Here is a 16,447-nt window from a genome sequence, read left to right as displayed (position 1 = left end):
ACTTTGTTTTAGTCGGTCTTTGTCGTTGAAGCGAAGTGTTTAAGCGGTTACTCAGCCGCTTGCTGTTCATTGGTTTAAGAAACCAGCGGCCGTCCGCCGTGCTCCTGAAGGTCTTTTTCCTCTTCGCTTTTCGTACGGTTTTCGCAGTTGTCACGCTGGCAGCTTCCGTAGAAAATGAGCGAGTGGTGCATTACGTTGAACTTCAGCATCTCGCCCACCAGCGACTGAATGTTCTGCACGCGGGGGTCGCAGAACTCCATCACGTGGTGGCAATCCGTGCAGATAATGTGGTCGTGCTGCTTGTAGCCGTATGATTTTTCGTACTGCGCCAGATTTTTGCCAAACTGGTGCTTTGTTACCAAATCACAGTCTACCAGCACGTCGAGCGTGTTATAAACCGTTGCCCGACTGACTTGGTATTTTTTATTTTTCATCGAAATGTAGAGTTCATCCACATCGAAATGATCCTCACGGTTATAAATCTCTTCCAGAATCGCGAAGCGTTCCGGTGTTTTCCGGAGGGCTTTGCTTTCTAAATAAGCCGTAAAAATTTTTCTTGCGGCTTCGAGGTTGGCTTGTTTCGCTACTGGCATAACTTCACAGGTATGAGCTTAAATCTTGGAGCAATATGCTGGCAGTCAGTAATTTGTTAATCACCGGGTTGCTGTCTTTGTTGGCATCCCAAGTTTTAAACCCGCTAAAGAAATACAAAATTAATCAAACCGGGCTACTTTCACGACTCCGATTACTTTTTCGAGCTTTTTCATCAACTCATCCAGGTGCCCGGTATTATGAACATATAACTTCAAACTCCCTTCAAAAATCCCATCCTTGGAGTCAATAGTAATGGAACGGATATTGATATGCAGTTCGTTACTGATAATCTTCGTGACATCATTGACCAGCCCGACGCGGTCGGTTCCCGTGATCCGTAGCCCCGCCAGGAAGGCCAGATCCCGCTGCGAGGTCCACTTGGCTTTGATGATCCGGTTGCCGTGGTTCGACATCAGTTCTACGGCGTTGGGGCAGGTGGTCCGGTGAATCTTGATGCCTTCATTCACGGTTACAAAGCCGAATACGTCGTCGCCCGAAATTGGGTTGCAGCACTTGGCCAGCGTGTAGTCGATCCGGTCCATGTCTTCCCCAATCAACAACATATCGGCATCGGCGCGTTCACCGTGGATTTTTTTCAGTTCTTTTTCAAACTGCTTGCCGTCCTGGAGCGTGTCCGTGTTGAGCTTGTTCTGCCGGTTTTCCTTGGCGTCCTTGTCCGCTTTAAATCGCTTAAGCTCCTGAACGTCAATGTGGCCTTTGCCAACCCGGTAAAAGAAATCGTTGGTGGTTTTGGACCCGAAATACGCCCGAAGCTGGTTGACCACTTCGTTCGTCATTTCCACCCGGAGCGTTTTGAGCTTTTTGGCAACGGCTTCGCGCCCGTCCGTAATGTGTTGCTTGTTTTCCTCTTTAATGAGGTCCTTAATCTTGGTCTTGGCTTTCGACGTCACCACAAACCGCAACCAGTCCTCATTGGGTTTCTGTTTGTTTGAGGTAATGATCTCAACCTGATCGCCGTTGTTCAGGACGTGGCTGAGCGGCACCAGCGTGCTGTTTACCTTGGCCGCCATACACCGTGCCCCAATCTGAGTGTGAATGTCGAACGCGAAATCCAGGGCGGTAGCGCCCCGCTGAAGGACTTTCAGATCACCTTTGGGCGTAAACACAAAAACTTCCTCGCTGTAGAGGTTGCTCCGAAAATCATCAAGGAACTCGATAGCGGCCGTTTTTTCGTTACTAGCCGATTCGAGCATTTCGCGGACCTGGCTGATCCAGGTTTCGATGCCGCGCCCGGTCTGGGTTTCGTTGCCTTTGTATTTCCAGTGGGCCGCGTACCCTTTTTCGGCAATGTCGTCCATGCGGGACGTCCGGATCTGCACCTCGACCCACTGCCCGGCTTTACTCATGACCGTGGTGTGCAGTGATTCGTACCCGTTGGCGCGGGGCGTACTGATCCAGTCTTTCAGCCGATCCGGATTGGGTTTGTAATGATCCGTTACAATGGAGTAAGCCTGCCAGCAAGCCGATTTTTCACTGTCGTGCGGCACATTTACAATAATCCGGATGGCAAACAGGTCGAAGATTTCCTCGAACGGTTTTTTCTGCTTGCTTAATTTGTTGTAAATGGAATAGATGGACTTCGGACGGCCTTTGACTACAAACTCGTAGCCCATGTCTTTCAGATCGGATTCAATCGGTTCGATGAACCGGGCAATGAAGCGATCCCGGGATGTTTTGGTTTCCCGCAGTTTACGGGCAATGTCTTTGTAGGCTTCCGGTTCGGCGTATTTCAGGTACAGGTCCTCCAATTCCGATTTAATGGCGTACAAACCGAGCCGGTGGGCCAGGGGCGCGTAGATATAAATCGTTTCGGAGGCAATCTTAAGCTGCTTATCGCGGGGCATCGAATCGAGCGTCCGCATGTTGTGCAGCCGGTCGGCCAGTTTGATCAGGATAACCCGCACGTCATCCGAGAGTGTCAGCAGCATTTTGCGGAAATTCTCGGCCTGTTGCGAGGTGCCGTACTCAAATTTGCCCGAAATTTTCGTCAGACCGTCAATGATGCGGGCCACTTTCGGACCAAAAAGCCGGTCGATATCGGCAATGGTCATGTCGGTGTCTTCCACAACATCGTGCAGCAGCGCGGCCACAATCGAGGTCGTACCCAGCCCGATTTCTTCAACGGCAATCTGGGCCACGGCCAGTGGGTGATAAATATACGGTTCGCCCGACCGGCGACGCATACTCTGGTGGGCTTCCAGGGAGGTATTGAACGCCTTCTTGATCAATTTGGCGTCATTATCCTTCAACATTGGTTTGGCTTCCCGCAATAATCGGCGGTAGCGCTTCAAAATTTCTTTACGTTCCAGGTCAAGCTCATTGACCGGTTCCGCGGTTACGTCCATAAGGGTGTGCTCTCCTTCTCTAATACGCTGCATCACTTTCAGGTAAAGGATGTACATTAAATTTAGAAAAACCGACTCAGCAAATCAAAGGAATATTAATAAAAAATAATCCTCTCGTAGTTAGAGGTTGTGCAATACAGAAATCATTTGTACTTTTGCAGGCCAAAATAGTTTAAGCGCCGGGAGGTTGATGAGTCGGTGTTCAACCAGGAAACTCAAAAACCGTACCGTCAGCGCTGTAAACAAGGTGTATTTGCGGGCGTGGCGAAATTGGTAGACGTGCCAGACTTAGGATCTGGTGCCGCAAGGCATGGGGGTTCGAGTCCCTCCGCCCGTACTAAATGACGAAAGAGTGAGAGAGTGAAAGAGCGAATCGGTTTCGATGCGATCTTCATTCTTCCACTCTTTCTCTCTTTCACTCCTATAAATAAGTAAATCGTGGAAATTGCATTAGAGAAATCGACGGAAACCAACGCTTCGCTGAGAATTAAGCTGACGAAGAGCGATTACCAGAGCGAAGTAGATAAAAAACTGAAAGATTACGGCCGCCGGGCCAGCATTAAGGGCTTCCGTCCGGGCAAAGTACCGACCTCGTTGATTCAGAAAATGTACGGTAAGAGTGTCCTGGTCGATGAAATCAACGAATTGTTGAAGAATACGGTCAATAACTACATCCGCGATAATAAACTTCAGGTAGTGGGCGACCCGCTGCCCGACCGGGAGAAGGCCGACGCCATCGACTGGGATACGCAAAGCGAATTTGAATTCAACTATAACCTGGGACTGGCCTCCGATTTTGAGGTTGATTTCAACGCACTGCCGCCCGTTCCGGCGTACGAAATTGAAGCCGGTGAAACGGAATTAAACAGCACCATTGAGGAACTGAAAACCCGTTTTAGTGGTCATACGCACGCCGAAGAGTCGGCGGAAGGCGATATGATTTATGGCGAGCTGAAGCAGGATGCCAAAGAAGAGGGCGAACCGTTCTCGACGAAAACCGCCCTGCCCACCAAGCAGATTGCCGCCAACGAACTGCCGAAATTCATCGGTCTGAAAAAAGGCGATGTCGTTACGTTTGATATTCAGAAAGCTTTCCCCGACGAGAAAGCCCGCGCGCTGGCGACGGGGCTGAAGGCCGAGGAAGCTACCAGCCTGGAGGGCGAGTTTACGTTTACGGTGGATGACGTCACCCGCAACGAACCGGCCGAAATCGGTCAGGAGTTTTTCGATAAGGTACTGGGCAAAGATGCCGTTGAAAACGAAGAACAGTTCCGCGAGAAAGTGCTGGAAATCATCAAAAGCAACTATGGCCGCGAAGCCACAACCCTGCAACGGATTGAGATTGAACAGGCGCTGCTCGACAACATCGCTATTTCGCTACCGACCGAGTTTCTGAAACAGTGGCTGCTGACCAACAATGAAGGCAACATTACTGAAGCCGACGTGGAAGAGCAGTACGATACATTTGCCCGGTCGGTCAAATTGCAGTTGATCAAAAATAAGATTGCCAGCGAGAACGAGATCAACGTTTCCTACGAAGATGTGATGGAAACCACCCGTTCCATGGTGCGGGAGCAGTTCGGTTTCTACGGCGACGATGAGCAGATGAAGCAAAGCATCGACCAGATTGCCCGGCAGTACCTGATGGACGAAAAAGGCAACAACTACATGCAGATGTATAACCGCATGTTCGATGATAAAGTGATTGAACTGATCAAAGAGAAGCTGACGCTGGAACCGAAAACGATTTCAGTTGATGAGTTTAAGGAACTGGTCAGCGCTCGCCAGCCGCAGGCTTAATCCCATCGCATACAGATTGACCATCGGGTTTTAATTCCCTCCGCGGTTCGCGGTGGGGCGTTAAAACCCGATTCGGTTTCGTTCGGTTGGCGTCGTCAGGTTACGAACCACTTCGACCAGCGCCATTTCTTCGGCCTTGCGTTTCCAGAATGCCACTTCCAGGCGCAGGTTCTCAATTTCGCGGTCTTTGCGTTCCTGCTCCGCCTTCAGCGTTTCAACCTGATGGACAACTTCGGCCGGGTACAGTTCCGGTTCGGGAGCCATTTCGCCCGACAGCAGTTGGGTGGCCGTGGTCCCCAGGGCCGTCGCAATTTGTTGCAGGCGCGAAAGGGTCAGGTCGGTTTTTCCCCGCTCAATATCCCCGTAAGCCGTAGTGGAGAGGCCCAGCATATCGGCCATATTTTCCTGCGAATAGCCTTTTTGTTGGCGTAATAAACGGATTTGGGCGCTTACAGTCATAAGATCTCAAGTAATTCTGATAAGATAATAAGTCAAACCGACTATCAAAACGGGTTCGATTACTCATTTTTGTAACACAACAACGGCAATAGGGAAGTTGGTTTCCAAAACGGATTGCCGCAGAAGAGGGCTCGTCGGTAAAAAAAGAGGAAAGCCTGACAACGGTTTTGGCGAGTCCGTTAAGTTTGTATTTTCGTTGCGCTAAACAGAAAGATTAACCAGTATGAATCAAGGAAATGAATTCCGCAAATTTGCCGTTCACCACATGGGGCTGAACGGACTGACGGTCGACGGCTACATGAACCACACCGTTGAAAACATGACCCGTTCTGTCATTGAAGAGCGTCCGATGAACTTCCGTGAAGTGGACGTGTTTTCCCGCCTGATGGCCGACCGGATCATTTTCATGGGGATGGGCGTTGATGACAATATCGCCAATATTATTGTCGCTCAGTTGCTTTTCTTGGAATCGGCTGATCCGAAGAAAGACATCCTGATGTACATCAACAGCCCGGGTGGTTCGGTTTACGCCGGTCTGGGAATTTACGACACCATGCAGTACGTCCGGCCCGACGTTGCTACGGTTTGTACGAGCCTGGCCGCGTCGATGGGAGCGGTCCTGTTGTGCGGAGGAGCCGCCGGTAAACGCTCGGCCCTGCCACACGCCCGGGTTATGATTCACCAGCCGTCGGGGGGCGCGCAAGGCCAGTCGGTTGATATTGAGATCACGGCCCGCGAGATCGTTAAACTCCGCGATGAACTGTACGAAATCATTGCTTCGCACACCGGCAAAACCAAAGAGCAGGTTGAGAAAGACTCCGACCGTGACAAATGGTTCCGGGCGGATGAAGCAAAAGAATACGGTCTGATCGACGAAGTACTGCGTCGGGAAAAATAATAAGCCGTTTCGCTGAGCTATAAAAAGGCAACCGCCCAGAACGGTTGCCTTTTTATTTTTTTGGGAATTATGCTGATCCAGATGAAATAAGGGCTGATTTTGGATGAATGATTGAATTTGGTAGGGGAGGCACAAAATAGGGCACGAAAATTTCTAGTATATTTGTCTTAGTACGACCTTGTTCCCCGAATGGTCGGGTACTTTTATCGGTCGGGCCGGAACCCGGCCGCTGAAATCCAACGTTAAGGCCAATACGCTACCACCAATACCGTTTAGAATTATTAATATGCCACAAGTGAGCTGTTCGTTCTGCGGACGACGGAAAAACGAGGTGACACTCCTGCTATCGGGCATCGATGCCCATATTTGTAATTTCTGCATTGAGCAGGGGCATCAGGTTGTGCTGGAAGAAACCCGACCCAAACGCTCCAATCCGGAAGACCGGCCCAACTTCAACCTCATCAAACCGATGGAGATGAAGCGTTACCTCGACCAGTACATCATTGGTCAGGACGAAGCCAAAAAGGTCATGACCGTTGCCGTTTATAATCACTATAAACGCCTGATGCAACCGCCTTCGGATGACGAAATTCAGATTGAAAAATCGAACATCATTATGGTAGGGGACACCGGAACCGGTAAAACCTATCTGGCGCGCACCATCGCTAAAATTTTGCAGGTTCCGTTCTGCATCGCCGACGCCACGGTAATTACCGAAGCCGGTTACGTGGGCGAGGACGTTGAAACCATTCTGACGCGTCTGCTGCAAGCGGCCGACTACAACGTCGAAAACGCCGAGCGCGGTATCGTTTACATCGACGAAATCGACAAAATTGCCCGGAAGTCCGACAACCCGTCCATCACGCGGGACGTGAGCGGAGAGGGCGTCCAACAGGCCATGCTGAAGCTGCTCGAAGGCTCCATTGTGAACGTGCCACCGCAGGGCGGCCGCAAACACCCCGACCAGCGGATGATTGCCCTCAATACCGAAAACATTCTGTTCATCTGCGGAGGAGCGTTCGACGGCATCGACCGGCACATCGGCAAGCGCATCAACGCCCGCCCCATCGGTTTCTCGGGCGACCGCCGTCTGCACCATTCGCTGGAGCGCGCTAACCTGATGCGCCACGTTTCGGCCCAGGACCTGAAATCATTCGGCCTGATTCCGGAGTTGATTGGCCGTTTGCCGGTGCTGACGTACCTCGAGCCGCTGAGCGCCGAAGCCCTGCGTCGGATTTTAACGGAGCCGAAAAACGCCATTACGAAGCAGTACGCCAAGTTGTTCCAGATGGAAGACATTCAATTAAACTGGGACGACTCGGCCCTGGATTACGTAGTAGACCAGGCAATGGTTTACAACCTGGGTGCCCGGGGGCTGCGTTCCATCTGCGAGTCCATTATCACCGATGCCATGTATGAGCTACCGTCGGCGGATGGCGTTAAAGAATTAACGATTACCGCCGATTATGCCCGGGAGAAATTTGGTAAATCTTCCCTGCACATACTCCGGTCGGCTGCCTGATTTCAGTAAGCTGAACCAGTGCGCTGCTGGTTCAGCTTATTCAGATTTTTTTACGAAACCGAACAAATACGGCTTTGCGCAGTTTTGGATACGAAGCAACCTTCATGCTTCATCAAAACTCAAGCACATACCGTATGAAAACTTCTTCCCGAAACGTGTTCTACGCGTTGGTCGCCACGGTCCTACTCAGCGCGTGTAGTCGTCCCTACGCTACGTACCAAAAAATGCCGGTCGAGCATTTCAGCCGCAGTAAAGCCAACGTTACCCCCGCTTTACCCGCTGAAACCGTTACGGCTGATGTAAAACAGGAGCTAACTCCTGAACCTTCGCTCGCCCAGGCCGCCGTTGCCACTTCTCCAGCCGCTGAATTCGAAAAAGCCCAACAGGCGATTGATCAGGTTGTTGCCAGCACCGACAACAAGGTAGCGGCCAACAAACTTCAGAAACGGATGGCGCGTATTAAATCAATGCTGGGAGCGGAAACCCGGCAGGATGCGCAGGCTGCGGCAAACACTACAGTGGCCAAGAAGAAAAATCTGGCCGAGCGGCTGATGTTGAAAAACGTCGACAAAAAAATCAAGAGAGCGTTAGCCCCGCACAACCCCAACGCCCCCAAAGCCGTCAATGTGGTCGTAACCATTGGTGCGCTGGTCGCCCTGATCGGTTTGATCCTGGTATTGGCGACTACTTCCGATGCCATCGGGACCACATTGCTCGTCGTCGGTCTGCTCCTGCTGCTGGTCGGCCTAATTGTCTGATGAATTTGTTCTTGAACCGGCCTGGCTCCAACGAATTGGGCCGGTTTTAGGCCACTTTCAACCTCCAGACCGGAGATTCGGATGCGGTAAATAAAATTTTCAAACCGTTGATCGACTTTTCGGTAAAAAAAAGGGTCAAACATTGCAGGGTTAACAATCATTCTGCTTTTTTGCCCCCAGTTACAACGAATACAGTATCAGTTTATCTAATCTACATTTTAATTACATGAGAACACTTTCCAAATTGGCAGTGTATGCACTGCTCTCTTCAGCTCTACTCAGTGCTTGTAGCCGTCCTTATGCAACGTATCAGAAAATGCCGGTTGAGCGGTTCGGCAGCCGTCAGGAAGTTGCGGCTCCTCAAACCGTTTCAACGCCAGCCGAACAAGTAGCTGCGGTTACTGCCGAGACGCCGGCCCTGACGCCCGTCCAGGAAGCTACTCCTCTGACTACAGCTGCAGCGCTGAAAAACGTTGAACAGAAGTTACAGGAAGCAGTGGCTCGTAATGATAACAAACTGGCTGGCAACAAGAAGCTGGAAAAACGGATGGCCCGCGTGCAGAACATGCTGGCCGAAGCCAGTGCCAAAGCCGCCAGTGCGCCCGCTGATCAGTCGGCTGCATCTGCTCTGAAAACCACCAAGAAAATGAACCTGGCGGAGCGGATGATGATGAAAAAGCTCGACAAAAAGATCAAAAACTCGCTGGCACCGGATGATACCAAAGCCATGAGCCGCACGCTTCGTGCCGGTATCATTGTGGCCGTTATCGGTTTGATCCTGTCGCTGCTGGGTGGTGTGCTGTCGCTGATCGGTGTGCTGATGCTGATCGCCGGCTTGGTACTGATCCTGGTCGATGTGCTCGCGCAGGCATAACGAACCCCAAAATGTGAATGATTACTCCAAGAGTAACCGTTCGTTCCGTTAAAAACGTTGGCGTAGTTATCGGCTCCGGCTCGGTGACTACGCCAAACTGTTTTCAGACTTGCTGGTTATACTAGAAAGACCTTTTCAACGCAATTGAGCTATGAGCGATAAACCCGTTATTGTCCTGATTCATGGTCATGGTGTGAATGCTTCCATCTGGGATGGCGTTTATGACAACCTGTCCGCCGACTTCAGCATTGTTAAACCTGATTTCTCCGCGCACACCGGCCACGAGAGCATCGATGCTTACGCGGAGGAGGTATTCAGCCAGCTGCAAACGTCGCAGATTCAGTCGAGCGTGCTGATCGGCCACTCGATGGGCGGTTATATTGCTCTGGCGTTTGCCGAGCAGCATCCGGAAATGGTGAAGGGGCTGGTGCTGATCAACTCGACGGCTTTCGCGGACGACGAAGCCAAAAAGCAGAGCCGTCAGAAAGCCATAGAAACAATGGAGCAAAACGGGGCTGGTGCCTTTATTGAACAAACCGTGCCCAAAATGTTCGGGGAAAGTTACACCCAGAGCCAGTCGGAAGGCGTCAAAAAACAGGTCGAGGTATTTTCGGCCCTGCCCGCGGAAGCGCTCATTGCGGGTGTTAAGGCAATGGCGTCGCGTCAGGATCGCACCCACGTTCTGAAAGAGGCCTCCTTTCCGGTGCTGCTGATTGCGGGGCAGGAAGATCAGATCATACCGTTTGCTAAAAGTCAGGAGTTGTTTGAAGCCGCTCCGCAGGCCAGAACCGTCGTATTGGAAAAAGCCGGTCATCTGGGCATGATCGAAAGTCCGGATGAGGTAATCCAGGCCATTCGGGAGTTCGTGGGGACTCTATAACGGTTAGGCTCTGAAGAAAATACACTGCTGGAAGCGGTTCTGGATAAACCAGGACCGCTTTTTGTTGGATTTCATGACGGTTTCGTTCGCTCGAAAGCCAAAATCCTGCACATAAACACCGAAGTATTTCCGGTAACGTTTAGCCCCACTGTTTGCAAATTCGCGAAGGGGCTGACAGTCAGTCGCCGGTCAATAAATCACCCCCCTGGTTCTGGGTAGTTTGCTGTAGTTTGGAGCATGATTTTCTAGGCAGAGATCATGGTAGAACCAGTAAACAACCTTACGAAGATTTTGAACAGACGCATACCGACGGTTGCCGATGTCGAGCAGATTACGGCTTTGACAGACCCCGTCGTTCGGAATTTACAGATTACGTATTGTTACTATGAGCTTTCGTCGGCTTTCAGCGAACGCGCGGGGGCTGGAGCGAACTGGTGTACGTTCGCGACCTGGGCATCCAAGCAGGCCGGACAAACCATCCGCCGGGAGGATTTGACGCGGGAACTGGAAACCCGGTTACGGATTCAGCCGGAAGCCAGTAAGGCCATCCAGAAACTCGTCGGTCTGGTCAAGCAACTCGGGGCCAGGCAACACTCCGATCAGATACGCCACGTCATCTGGGACAGTGTGGTGGTGGCCGCTCTGAATCGGTCCAGCGACGCCGTGAGCCGGGGCAACCGGAAAGTCTTTATGGAAATTGGGCGCGAATTTGCCCGCTTTCTGGCCCTCTGCGCGCCGGATACCGCCTACAACGCCGATCATCTCGACCAGTTTTTACGGGAACTCAGGCCCGGTGACCCACCCGATGGCCAGTATTATCTGCGTCAGGCTTTTACGGCCTATTATCAATCCTGGTTCTTAAATGATCCGAAACAACAGGCTGAACTACGGCTTCTGGCCAATCTGGAGATTGGTTACCACGAACAAAACCGCCTGCAGCCTGAAATTGTCGAATCGCTCACCATGATGCCCCTTGATGCCGCAGCGTTGAAAAAAAGGCTGATCGAGCTGGTTTTTCCGGCCGATAGCTGGATGGCGCGGGGACGTTTATTTTTTCTGGACCTGCTCGGGCAGCTTTCTCCCCTGGAACGGGCGATTGACAACCTAATTGCCCTGGTGCACCAGCAGGTCCGGCTGATGGTGACCGAGCAGCTAATGACCATGACGTTGCCAGCCGACGTACGCTTGCGGTTAGGTCAGGACTTGAAAGCCAGCTTTCCGGTGTCGCTTCGCGTAATTACCAACCCGGACCTGCAGGAATTGCTGCTGCAGATTGACCCCACCGCCGACAGCCTGCTGGACAGCGGGGCCTCAGACTGGGCCGATCTGGCCGACCGGATTCATTTCATTGCCGATCTGTTCCGGTGTTATCACGAAACCACCGCGCTTTTCGACGCTCCTTTTTCGCCCGAGCAGGTAGCCGTTCTAAGGCAGGGCAAACGACCCGAAGGCCGTCTTTGAACGTCTGCTCGCAATTCACGGTTATCAAAAGCAGGTGCTCACGCCTGCTTTTTACATTTTTCGCGAATATTCCCGTCAGAATGCGTAAAATTGCAGGCTGAAAATCAAGCAGCCAGAAATTAGTTTTTCGCTTAATCCCGTTTCAAAATGCTTTTCAACGTCTATCCGCTCTACGACATCGAACCCGTTCGGGCGCAGGGCAGCTATTTGTGGGACACCAAAGGTGACCGTTATCTCGATTTATACGGTGGGCACGCGGTTATTTCCGTAGGCCATACGCACCCACGGTATGTCAGGGCGTTGACGGAGCAATTGAACCGGATTTCGTTTTACTCCAATTCGGTCCGGATTCGGCAGCAGGAAGAATTATCGGAAAAGCTGGGTGAACTATCGGGGTATCCGGATTACGCCCTGTTTTTGTGCAATTCCGGGGCCGAAGCCAACGAAAATGCGCTGAAGCTGGCTTCGTTCCACACGGGCCGCAAAAACGTAGTGGCCTTTAAAAAGTCGTTCCACGGGCGCACGGCCGGAGCCGTTGCCGCGACGGACAACCCGGCGATTGTTGCCCCCGTTAACTACAACGAACACGTTACCTTTCTGCCGTTTAACGACGTTGAAGCCGCTCTGGCCGGTATTACCGATCAAACCTGCGCCGTCATTATCGAAGGGATTCAGGGCGTGGGTGGTATTCAGGTTGCGACCGATGAGTTTTTACAGGCCCTGCGCCGGAAGTGCGACGAAACCGGTGCTATTCTGATTCTGGACGGGGTGCAGTGCGGTTACGGTCGTTCGGGCAAGTTTTTCTCCCACCAGTTCAGCGGTATTACGCCGGATCTGATTACGACAGCGAAGGGCATGGGCAACGGTTTTCCGATCGGGGGCGTGCTGATCTCGCCCAAATTTAACGCCAGCTACGGGCTGCTGGGAACAACGTTCGGCGGAAATCACCTGGCCTGTACGGCGGGTATCGCGGTTCTGGACATCATGAAGGACGAGAACCTGATTGAAAACGCGGCCCAGATGGGGGAATATGTCATGAACGGGATTCGCCAGATCGGCGGTTACAAAGACCTGCGCGGACGCGGCCTGATGATTGGTATCGAATACGACTTTCCTGTGGAAACGCTGCGGAATTCGCTGCTGTTTGAGCACCATATATTTACGGGTGTGGCCGGTAAAAATACCATTCGTTTGCTGCCTTCGCTGGCGCTGGGCCGGGAAGAAGTCGATGTATTTCTGGAAGCACTGAGCAAAGAAGTGCGCGTAATTTCGTAACCGCTTTAACCCGACTTTGCTACCGGAATGACCAATTTCGTAACGTACAACGACGTACCCGATTTGAACGCCCTCATTCAGGAGGGACTGAATGCTAAACAAAATCCCTTTGCCGACCAGGCGCTGGGTCACCATAAAACCATTGGCCTGATTTTCTTCAACTCCAGCCTGCGCACGCGCATGAGCACGCAGAAAGCGGCTCAAAACTTGGGCATGAACGTCATCACGATGAACGTGGGGCAGGATAGCTGGGGCCTGGAAATGGAGGAAGGCGTGGTGATGAACGGCGACAAAGCCGAACACGTCAAGGAAGCTGCCGCCGTGGTGGGCAAATACTGCGACATCATTGCCGTTCGGGCGTTTGCCGGTCTGAAGGACCGTGAGCAGGATTACAGCGAAGTGGTGATGAGCCAATTCCAAAAGTACGCCGGGGTACCCATCGTCAACCTCGAATCGGCCACGCGGCACCCGCTGCAATCACTGGCCGACTGCATCACTATCGAGGAATTTAAGGTCAAAAAGCGCCCCAAGGTGGTGCTGACCTGGCTACCGCACTTTAAGCCGTTGCCGCAGGCCGTTGCCAATTCGTTTTCGGAGTGGATGAATCACATGGACGTTGATTTTGTGATTACGCACCCGGAAGGCTACGAACTGGCGCCGGAATTTGCCGGTAATGCGCGCATCATTCACAACCAGAACGAAGCCTTCGAAGGCGCTGATTTTATCTACGGCAAAAACTGGTCGTCTTACCAGCAGTACGGGCAGGTGCTGACTCAGGATCCGTCGTGGATGGTAACAATGGACAAAATGCGGCTGACCGACAACGGGAAATTTATGCACTGCCTGCCGGTCCGGCGCAACATGAAAGTGACCGACGAGGTGCTCGACAGCCCGCAGTCGATAGTGATTGAGCAGGCGGCTAACCGCGAATGGTCGGCGCAGGCCGTATTAAAAGGCGTTTTGCAAGGGTTATGAGCAGTCTCGTTATTATTAAAATAGGCGGCAACGTCATCGACAATCCCGATGCGCTGAAACGGTTTCTGACCTCGTTTCGCGGGATTCAGGGCCACAAAATTCTGATTCACGGGGGCGGGAAAATTGCCACGCAGGTGGCCGAAAAATTGGGCATTGCAACCACGATGGTGGAGGGGCGCCGGATTACCGACCAACCCATGCTCGACGTGGTGACGATGGTCTACGGGGGGTTGGTGAACAAACAGATTGTGGCTCAATTGCAGGCCATCGGCGTTGATGCCATCGGCCTGACCGGGGCGGATGCCAATACCGTTCGGTCGAAAAAGCGGGCCGTGGGCGAAATCGACTACGGTTTTGTGGGCGATATTGAAGAAGTAAACTCCGGCCAGATCCAGTATTTTATCCGCCAGAATCTGGTGCCGGTTTTTGCTCCGCTCACCTTCGAGCGCTCCGGAAGTCTGCTGAATACCAACGCCGATACGATGGCGTCGGCAATGGCGGTTGATACGGCCGTTCGGAACGAGGTGACGCTGGTGTACTGCTTCGAGAAAAAAGGCGTTTTATCGGACCCCACGAACGACGATAGCGTCATTAACGAGCTGACCCCCGAAAAGTACGTTGACTACAAAAGCCGGGGCGTTATCAACAAAGGCATGATTCCGAAGCTGGACAATGCCTTCAAAGCCCTCGAAAAAGGCGTTAAGCGCGTGATTATCTGCCACGCCGATCAGGTCGCCGAAGCGATCAGCGGAAGCGGGGTAGGAACCGTGCTGCGTTTGACGGAGGAAAAAGCTTAACTGATGACGCGCCGGATGCCGATAAACCGCCGTTGGTAGTACCGGGCGTGCAGCCAGTCGTAGCGAACCCCGCCGTTCCAGGCCGAATGAATAAATTTGATGCGGTCGCCGGCCACTTCCACGATCATACCCACGTGACCGATGCGTTTGCTGCGGGAGCTTTGGCCTTTGAAGAAGATGAGATCACCGGGTTTGGCGATATTCTGCCCAATTTTAACGCCGACCCGGCCCTGGGCGGCACTGGAATGCGGTAGGGAAATTCCGAATTTACGGAAACAAAACCGGGTGAAACCGGAACAATCGAAACCTCGGGGAGAAGATCCGCCGGAGCGGTATCGCGAAGAAAGGTGCTTTCGGGCGTAGCTGAGAAGGTCCTGAACCAGCGGAATGCGCTCGTAAAAAGCGGAGTCGGAAGCGGCTGAATCGGCAACAACGGATGGAAGGGCCGAGGACTTTTTAACAAGGTTCTTTAGCGGGCGGTGGGCTTGAGCAATGCCAAACGAGACAGCGCAAAGCGCTGTCAGGAGCACTTTTCTAATCATAAATTAGTAGGTCAAGTCAAGTTTCGATACTTAAACCTATGGCCGTTCACTAACAAATCCAAACATTTTACTGTTTTTGTCAACTCGGTAACAATAAGTAAATATTCTGCTAGCGAGAAAAACTTGCAGTTAACAGTGTTTATAAAAGGTTGACTACTAAGTTGTTCAAAGACCGGTTACGGTTTTATAAGTGAAGGAGGAGTTTATGCGGTTTTTTTAGCGTACTGCCTCTTCTGTTTTATTTCATTTCGAGGATGATTAGCTGCGTCCACTGGTTTTTGCTGATGTTGTCGTCGGACAGGATAAACAGCGTTTTGTGACCGTCATTATCCTCCCCCCATGTCATCGCTTCCAGGTTATCGGGCCGGAAGCCGCTGCGGCTGTTAAAATCAAAGGCGGGTTTGTCTTTTAGCTTAATCAGCTTTTTGCGGGCTTCGTCAATTTGCGCTTCGTACAATTTCGCCGTGACGGATCTGGTGGTTGGCTCGTAACACCGTTCCAAGACCAGCAGCCGGGATTCGTCACCTGGCAGGGCAATCATTTCTGAAATACCACCCAGCTTTTCGTTGCTGTCCGTCGGGCACACGTTTCGGTCGATTTCATAGCTAAATTCGGCATCGAACACCACCGAGTCTCCCGTTTTCTTGTAACGGTAAAAATGAATTAGCGGATTGTCGATCCGGGCTTCCTCAACCGATCCGGCTTCGGGAGCGACCCAGAGGTAGTTCGGCGTTAGTGCCAGCGCTTCAATTCCCTTGTTACGGTCCACCGGTAGCGGATGCGGTAAGGGAATGCGCCCGAACGTTTCTCCCAACCCCGGCATGGCGTGTTTTTTGAAGCCTACATACGATTCGTCATCGGTTTCGACGGAGAAAAAATAGGTGTCCGTTGGGGCGTCATACCGGACCGATTCAACATAAAGACCCGTTTGAAAAACCGAATCGGGTGCGCAGACCCAGTCTGTAATCTGGTGAAGATTTCGGAAAACGTAGTAGTTGCCGCGGTCGGCGGCCAGTTGCCACTCCTGGCGGGCCGGGATAAATTCCATGCCTGAAATACCGTGCAGATTGCGGCTGTGCGGAAAGGTAAGGTAATCGTTGAACGAAAAGGACACGGTTTGGCAATGGGCGGCAACGGAAAGCAGGCAACAAAAAAGAAGGCTCAGCAGGTATTTCATGTAAGGAGAATTCGGCGCGTATGGTACTGGTGATGGTTGACAAACGACGGGTATGAGTCGCTTGGCGTT

General features: G+C 52.1%; 15 protein-coding genes and 1 tRNA gene. 11 read left to right on the top strand and 5 right to left on the bottom strand.

Translation table 11 applies throughout. From position 1 onward, the window contains the following. Positions 1-74: 74 nt before the first annotated feature. Positions 75-593: a Fur family transcriptional regulator gene (locus OQ371_RS02545; RefSeq protein ID WP_265992182.1), complete on the bottom strand. Its 519-nt coding sequence runs from the start codon at positions 591-593 to the stop codon at positions 75-77. Between the two features lie 120 nt (positions 594-713). Continuing rightward, complete coding sequence (locus tag OQ371_RS02540; protein ID WP_265994257.1) at positions 714-2,960, bottom strand: RelA/SpoT family protein; 2,247 nt, start codon at positions 2,958-2,960, stop codon at positions 714-716. 255 nt (positions 2,961-3,215) lie between these two features. Here OQ371_RS02540 and OQ371_RS02535 point away from each other — a divergent pair. Together OQ371_RS02535 and tig are read left to right on the top strand one after the other, a co-directional pair. After that, a tRNA-Leu gene (locus OQ371_RS02535) sits at positions 3,216-3,297 on the top strand. A 101-nt stretch (positions 3,298-3,398) separates the two neighbouring features. Beyond that, positions 3,399-4,760, top strand: coding sequence for a trigger factor (tig, locus tag OQ371_RS02530; RefSeq protein ID WP_265992181.1), 1,362 nt, complete (start codon positions 3,399-3,401; stop codon positions 4,758-4,760). 60 nt (positions 4,761-4,820) lie between these two features. Here the strand turns inward: tig and OQ371_RS02525 are convergent, their stop codons facing one another. Next, positions 4,821-5,219 carry a helix-turn-helix domain-containing protein gene (locus OQ371_RS02525; RefSeq protein WP_265992179.1) on the bottom strand — a complete coding sequence of 133 codons (399 nt, stop codon included), beginning with the start codon at positions 5,217-5,219 and terminating at the stop codon, positions 4,821-4,823. Positions 5,220-5,442: 223 nt separating this feature from the next. Here OQ371_RS02525 and OQ371_RS02520 point away from each other — a divergent pair, with 223 nt between their 5' ends. The 9 genes from OQ371_RS02520 to argB all read left to right on the top strand — a co-directional run bounded on the left by OQ371_RS02520 (position 5,443) and on the right by argB (position 14,659). Further along, entirely contained in the window at positions 5,443-6,117 is a 675-nt protein-coding gene (locus OQ371_RS02520) for a ClpP family protease (protein ID WP_265992178.1), read from the top strand. Positions 6,118-6,403: 286 nt separating this feature from the next. Then, positions 6,404-7,639 (top strand): ATP-dependent Clp protease ATP-binding subunit ClpX, encoded by a 1,236-nt coding sequence (gene clpX, locus OQ371_RS02515; RefSeq protein ID WP_265992176.1) that lies wholly within the window; start codon positions 6,404-6,406, stop codon positions 7,637-7,639. Between the two features lie 134 nt (positions 7,640-7,773). Beyond that, the gene (locus OQ371_RS02510; protein ID WP_265992174.1) at positions 7,774-8,397 is read left to right on the top strand and encodes a hypothetical protein; all 624 of its coding nucleotides are present in this window, start codon (positions 7,774-7,776) and stop codon (positions 8,395-8,397) included. Between the two features lie 226 nt (positions 8,398-8,623). Further along, entirely contained in the window at positions 8,624-9,271 is a 648-nt protein-coding gene (locus OQ371_RS02505; protein ID WP_265992172.1) for a hypothetical protein, read from the top strand. Between the two features lie 151 nt (positions 9,272-9,422). Beyond that, on the top strand, positions 9,423-10,151 hold the full coding sequence (locus OQ371_RS02500) for an alpha/beta fold hydrolase (protein WP_265992170.1): 729 nt from the start codon (positions 9,423-9,425) through the stop codon (positions 10,149-10,151). 291 nt (positions 10,152-10,442) lie between these two features. Next, the gene (locus tag OQ371_RS02495; RefSeq protein ID WP_265992169.1) at positions 10,443-11,612 is read left to right on the top strand and encodes a hypothetical protein; all 1,170 of its coding nucleotides are present in this window, start codon (positions 10,443-10,445) and stop codon (positions 11,610-11,612) included. 147 nt (positions 11,613-11,759) lie between these two features. Further along, complete coding sequence (locus OQ371_RS02490; RefSeq protein ID WP_265992168.1) at positions 11,760-12,887, top strand: aspartate aminotransferase family protein; 1,128 nt, start codon at positions 11,760-11,762, stop codon at positions 12,885-12,887. Between the two features lie 27 nt (positions 12,888-12,914). Continuing rightward, on the top strand, positions 12,915-13,862 hold the full coding sequence (locus tag OQ371_RS02485; protein ID WP_265992166.1) for an N-acetylornithine carbamoyltransferase: 948 nt from the start codon (positions 12,915-12,917) through the stop codon (positions 13,860-13,862). Further along, positions 13,859-14,659 carry an acetylglutamate kinase gene (gene argB, locus OQ371_RS02480; RefSeq protein ID WP_265992164.1) on the top strand — a complete coding sequence of 267 codons (801 nt, stop codon included), beginning with the start codon at positions 13,859-13,861 and terminating at the stop codon, positions 14,657-14,659. The genes OQ371_RS02485 and argB overlap by 4 nt, the downstream gene beginning before the upstream one ends. Here argB and OQ371_RS02475 read toward each other — a convergent pair. Both OQ371_RS02475 and OQ371_RS02470 read right to left on the bottom strand, forming a co-directional pair. Beyond that, complete coding sequence (locus OQ371_RS02475) at positions 14,656-15,201, bottom strand: C40 family peptidase (protein WP_265992163.1); 546 nt, start codon at positions 15,199-15,201, stop codon at positions 14,656-14,658. The two genes, argB and OQ371_RS02475, sit on opposite strands and share 4 nt — an antisense overlap. 238 nt (positions 15,202-15,439) lie before the next feature. After that, the gene (locus OQ371_RS02470; RefSeq protein ID WP_265992161.1) at positions 15,440-16,378 is read right to left on the bottom strand and encodes an esterase-like activity of phytase family protein; all 939 of its coding nucleotides are present in this window, start codon (positions 16,376-16,378) and stop codon (positions 15,440-15,442) included. Between the last annotated feature and the right edge of the window lie 69 nt (positions 16,379-16,447).

This window comes from Larkinella insperata, assembly GCF_026248825.1.
Lineage (GTDB): Bacteria > Bacteroidota > Bacteroidia > Cytophagales > Spirosomataceae > Larkinella > Larkinella insperata.
The sequence above is the reverse complement of the archived record's forward strand: the minus strand, read 5'-3'. Positions and strand labels throughout refer to the sequence as shown.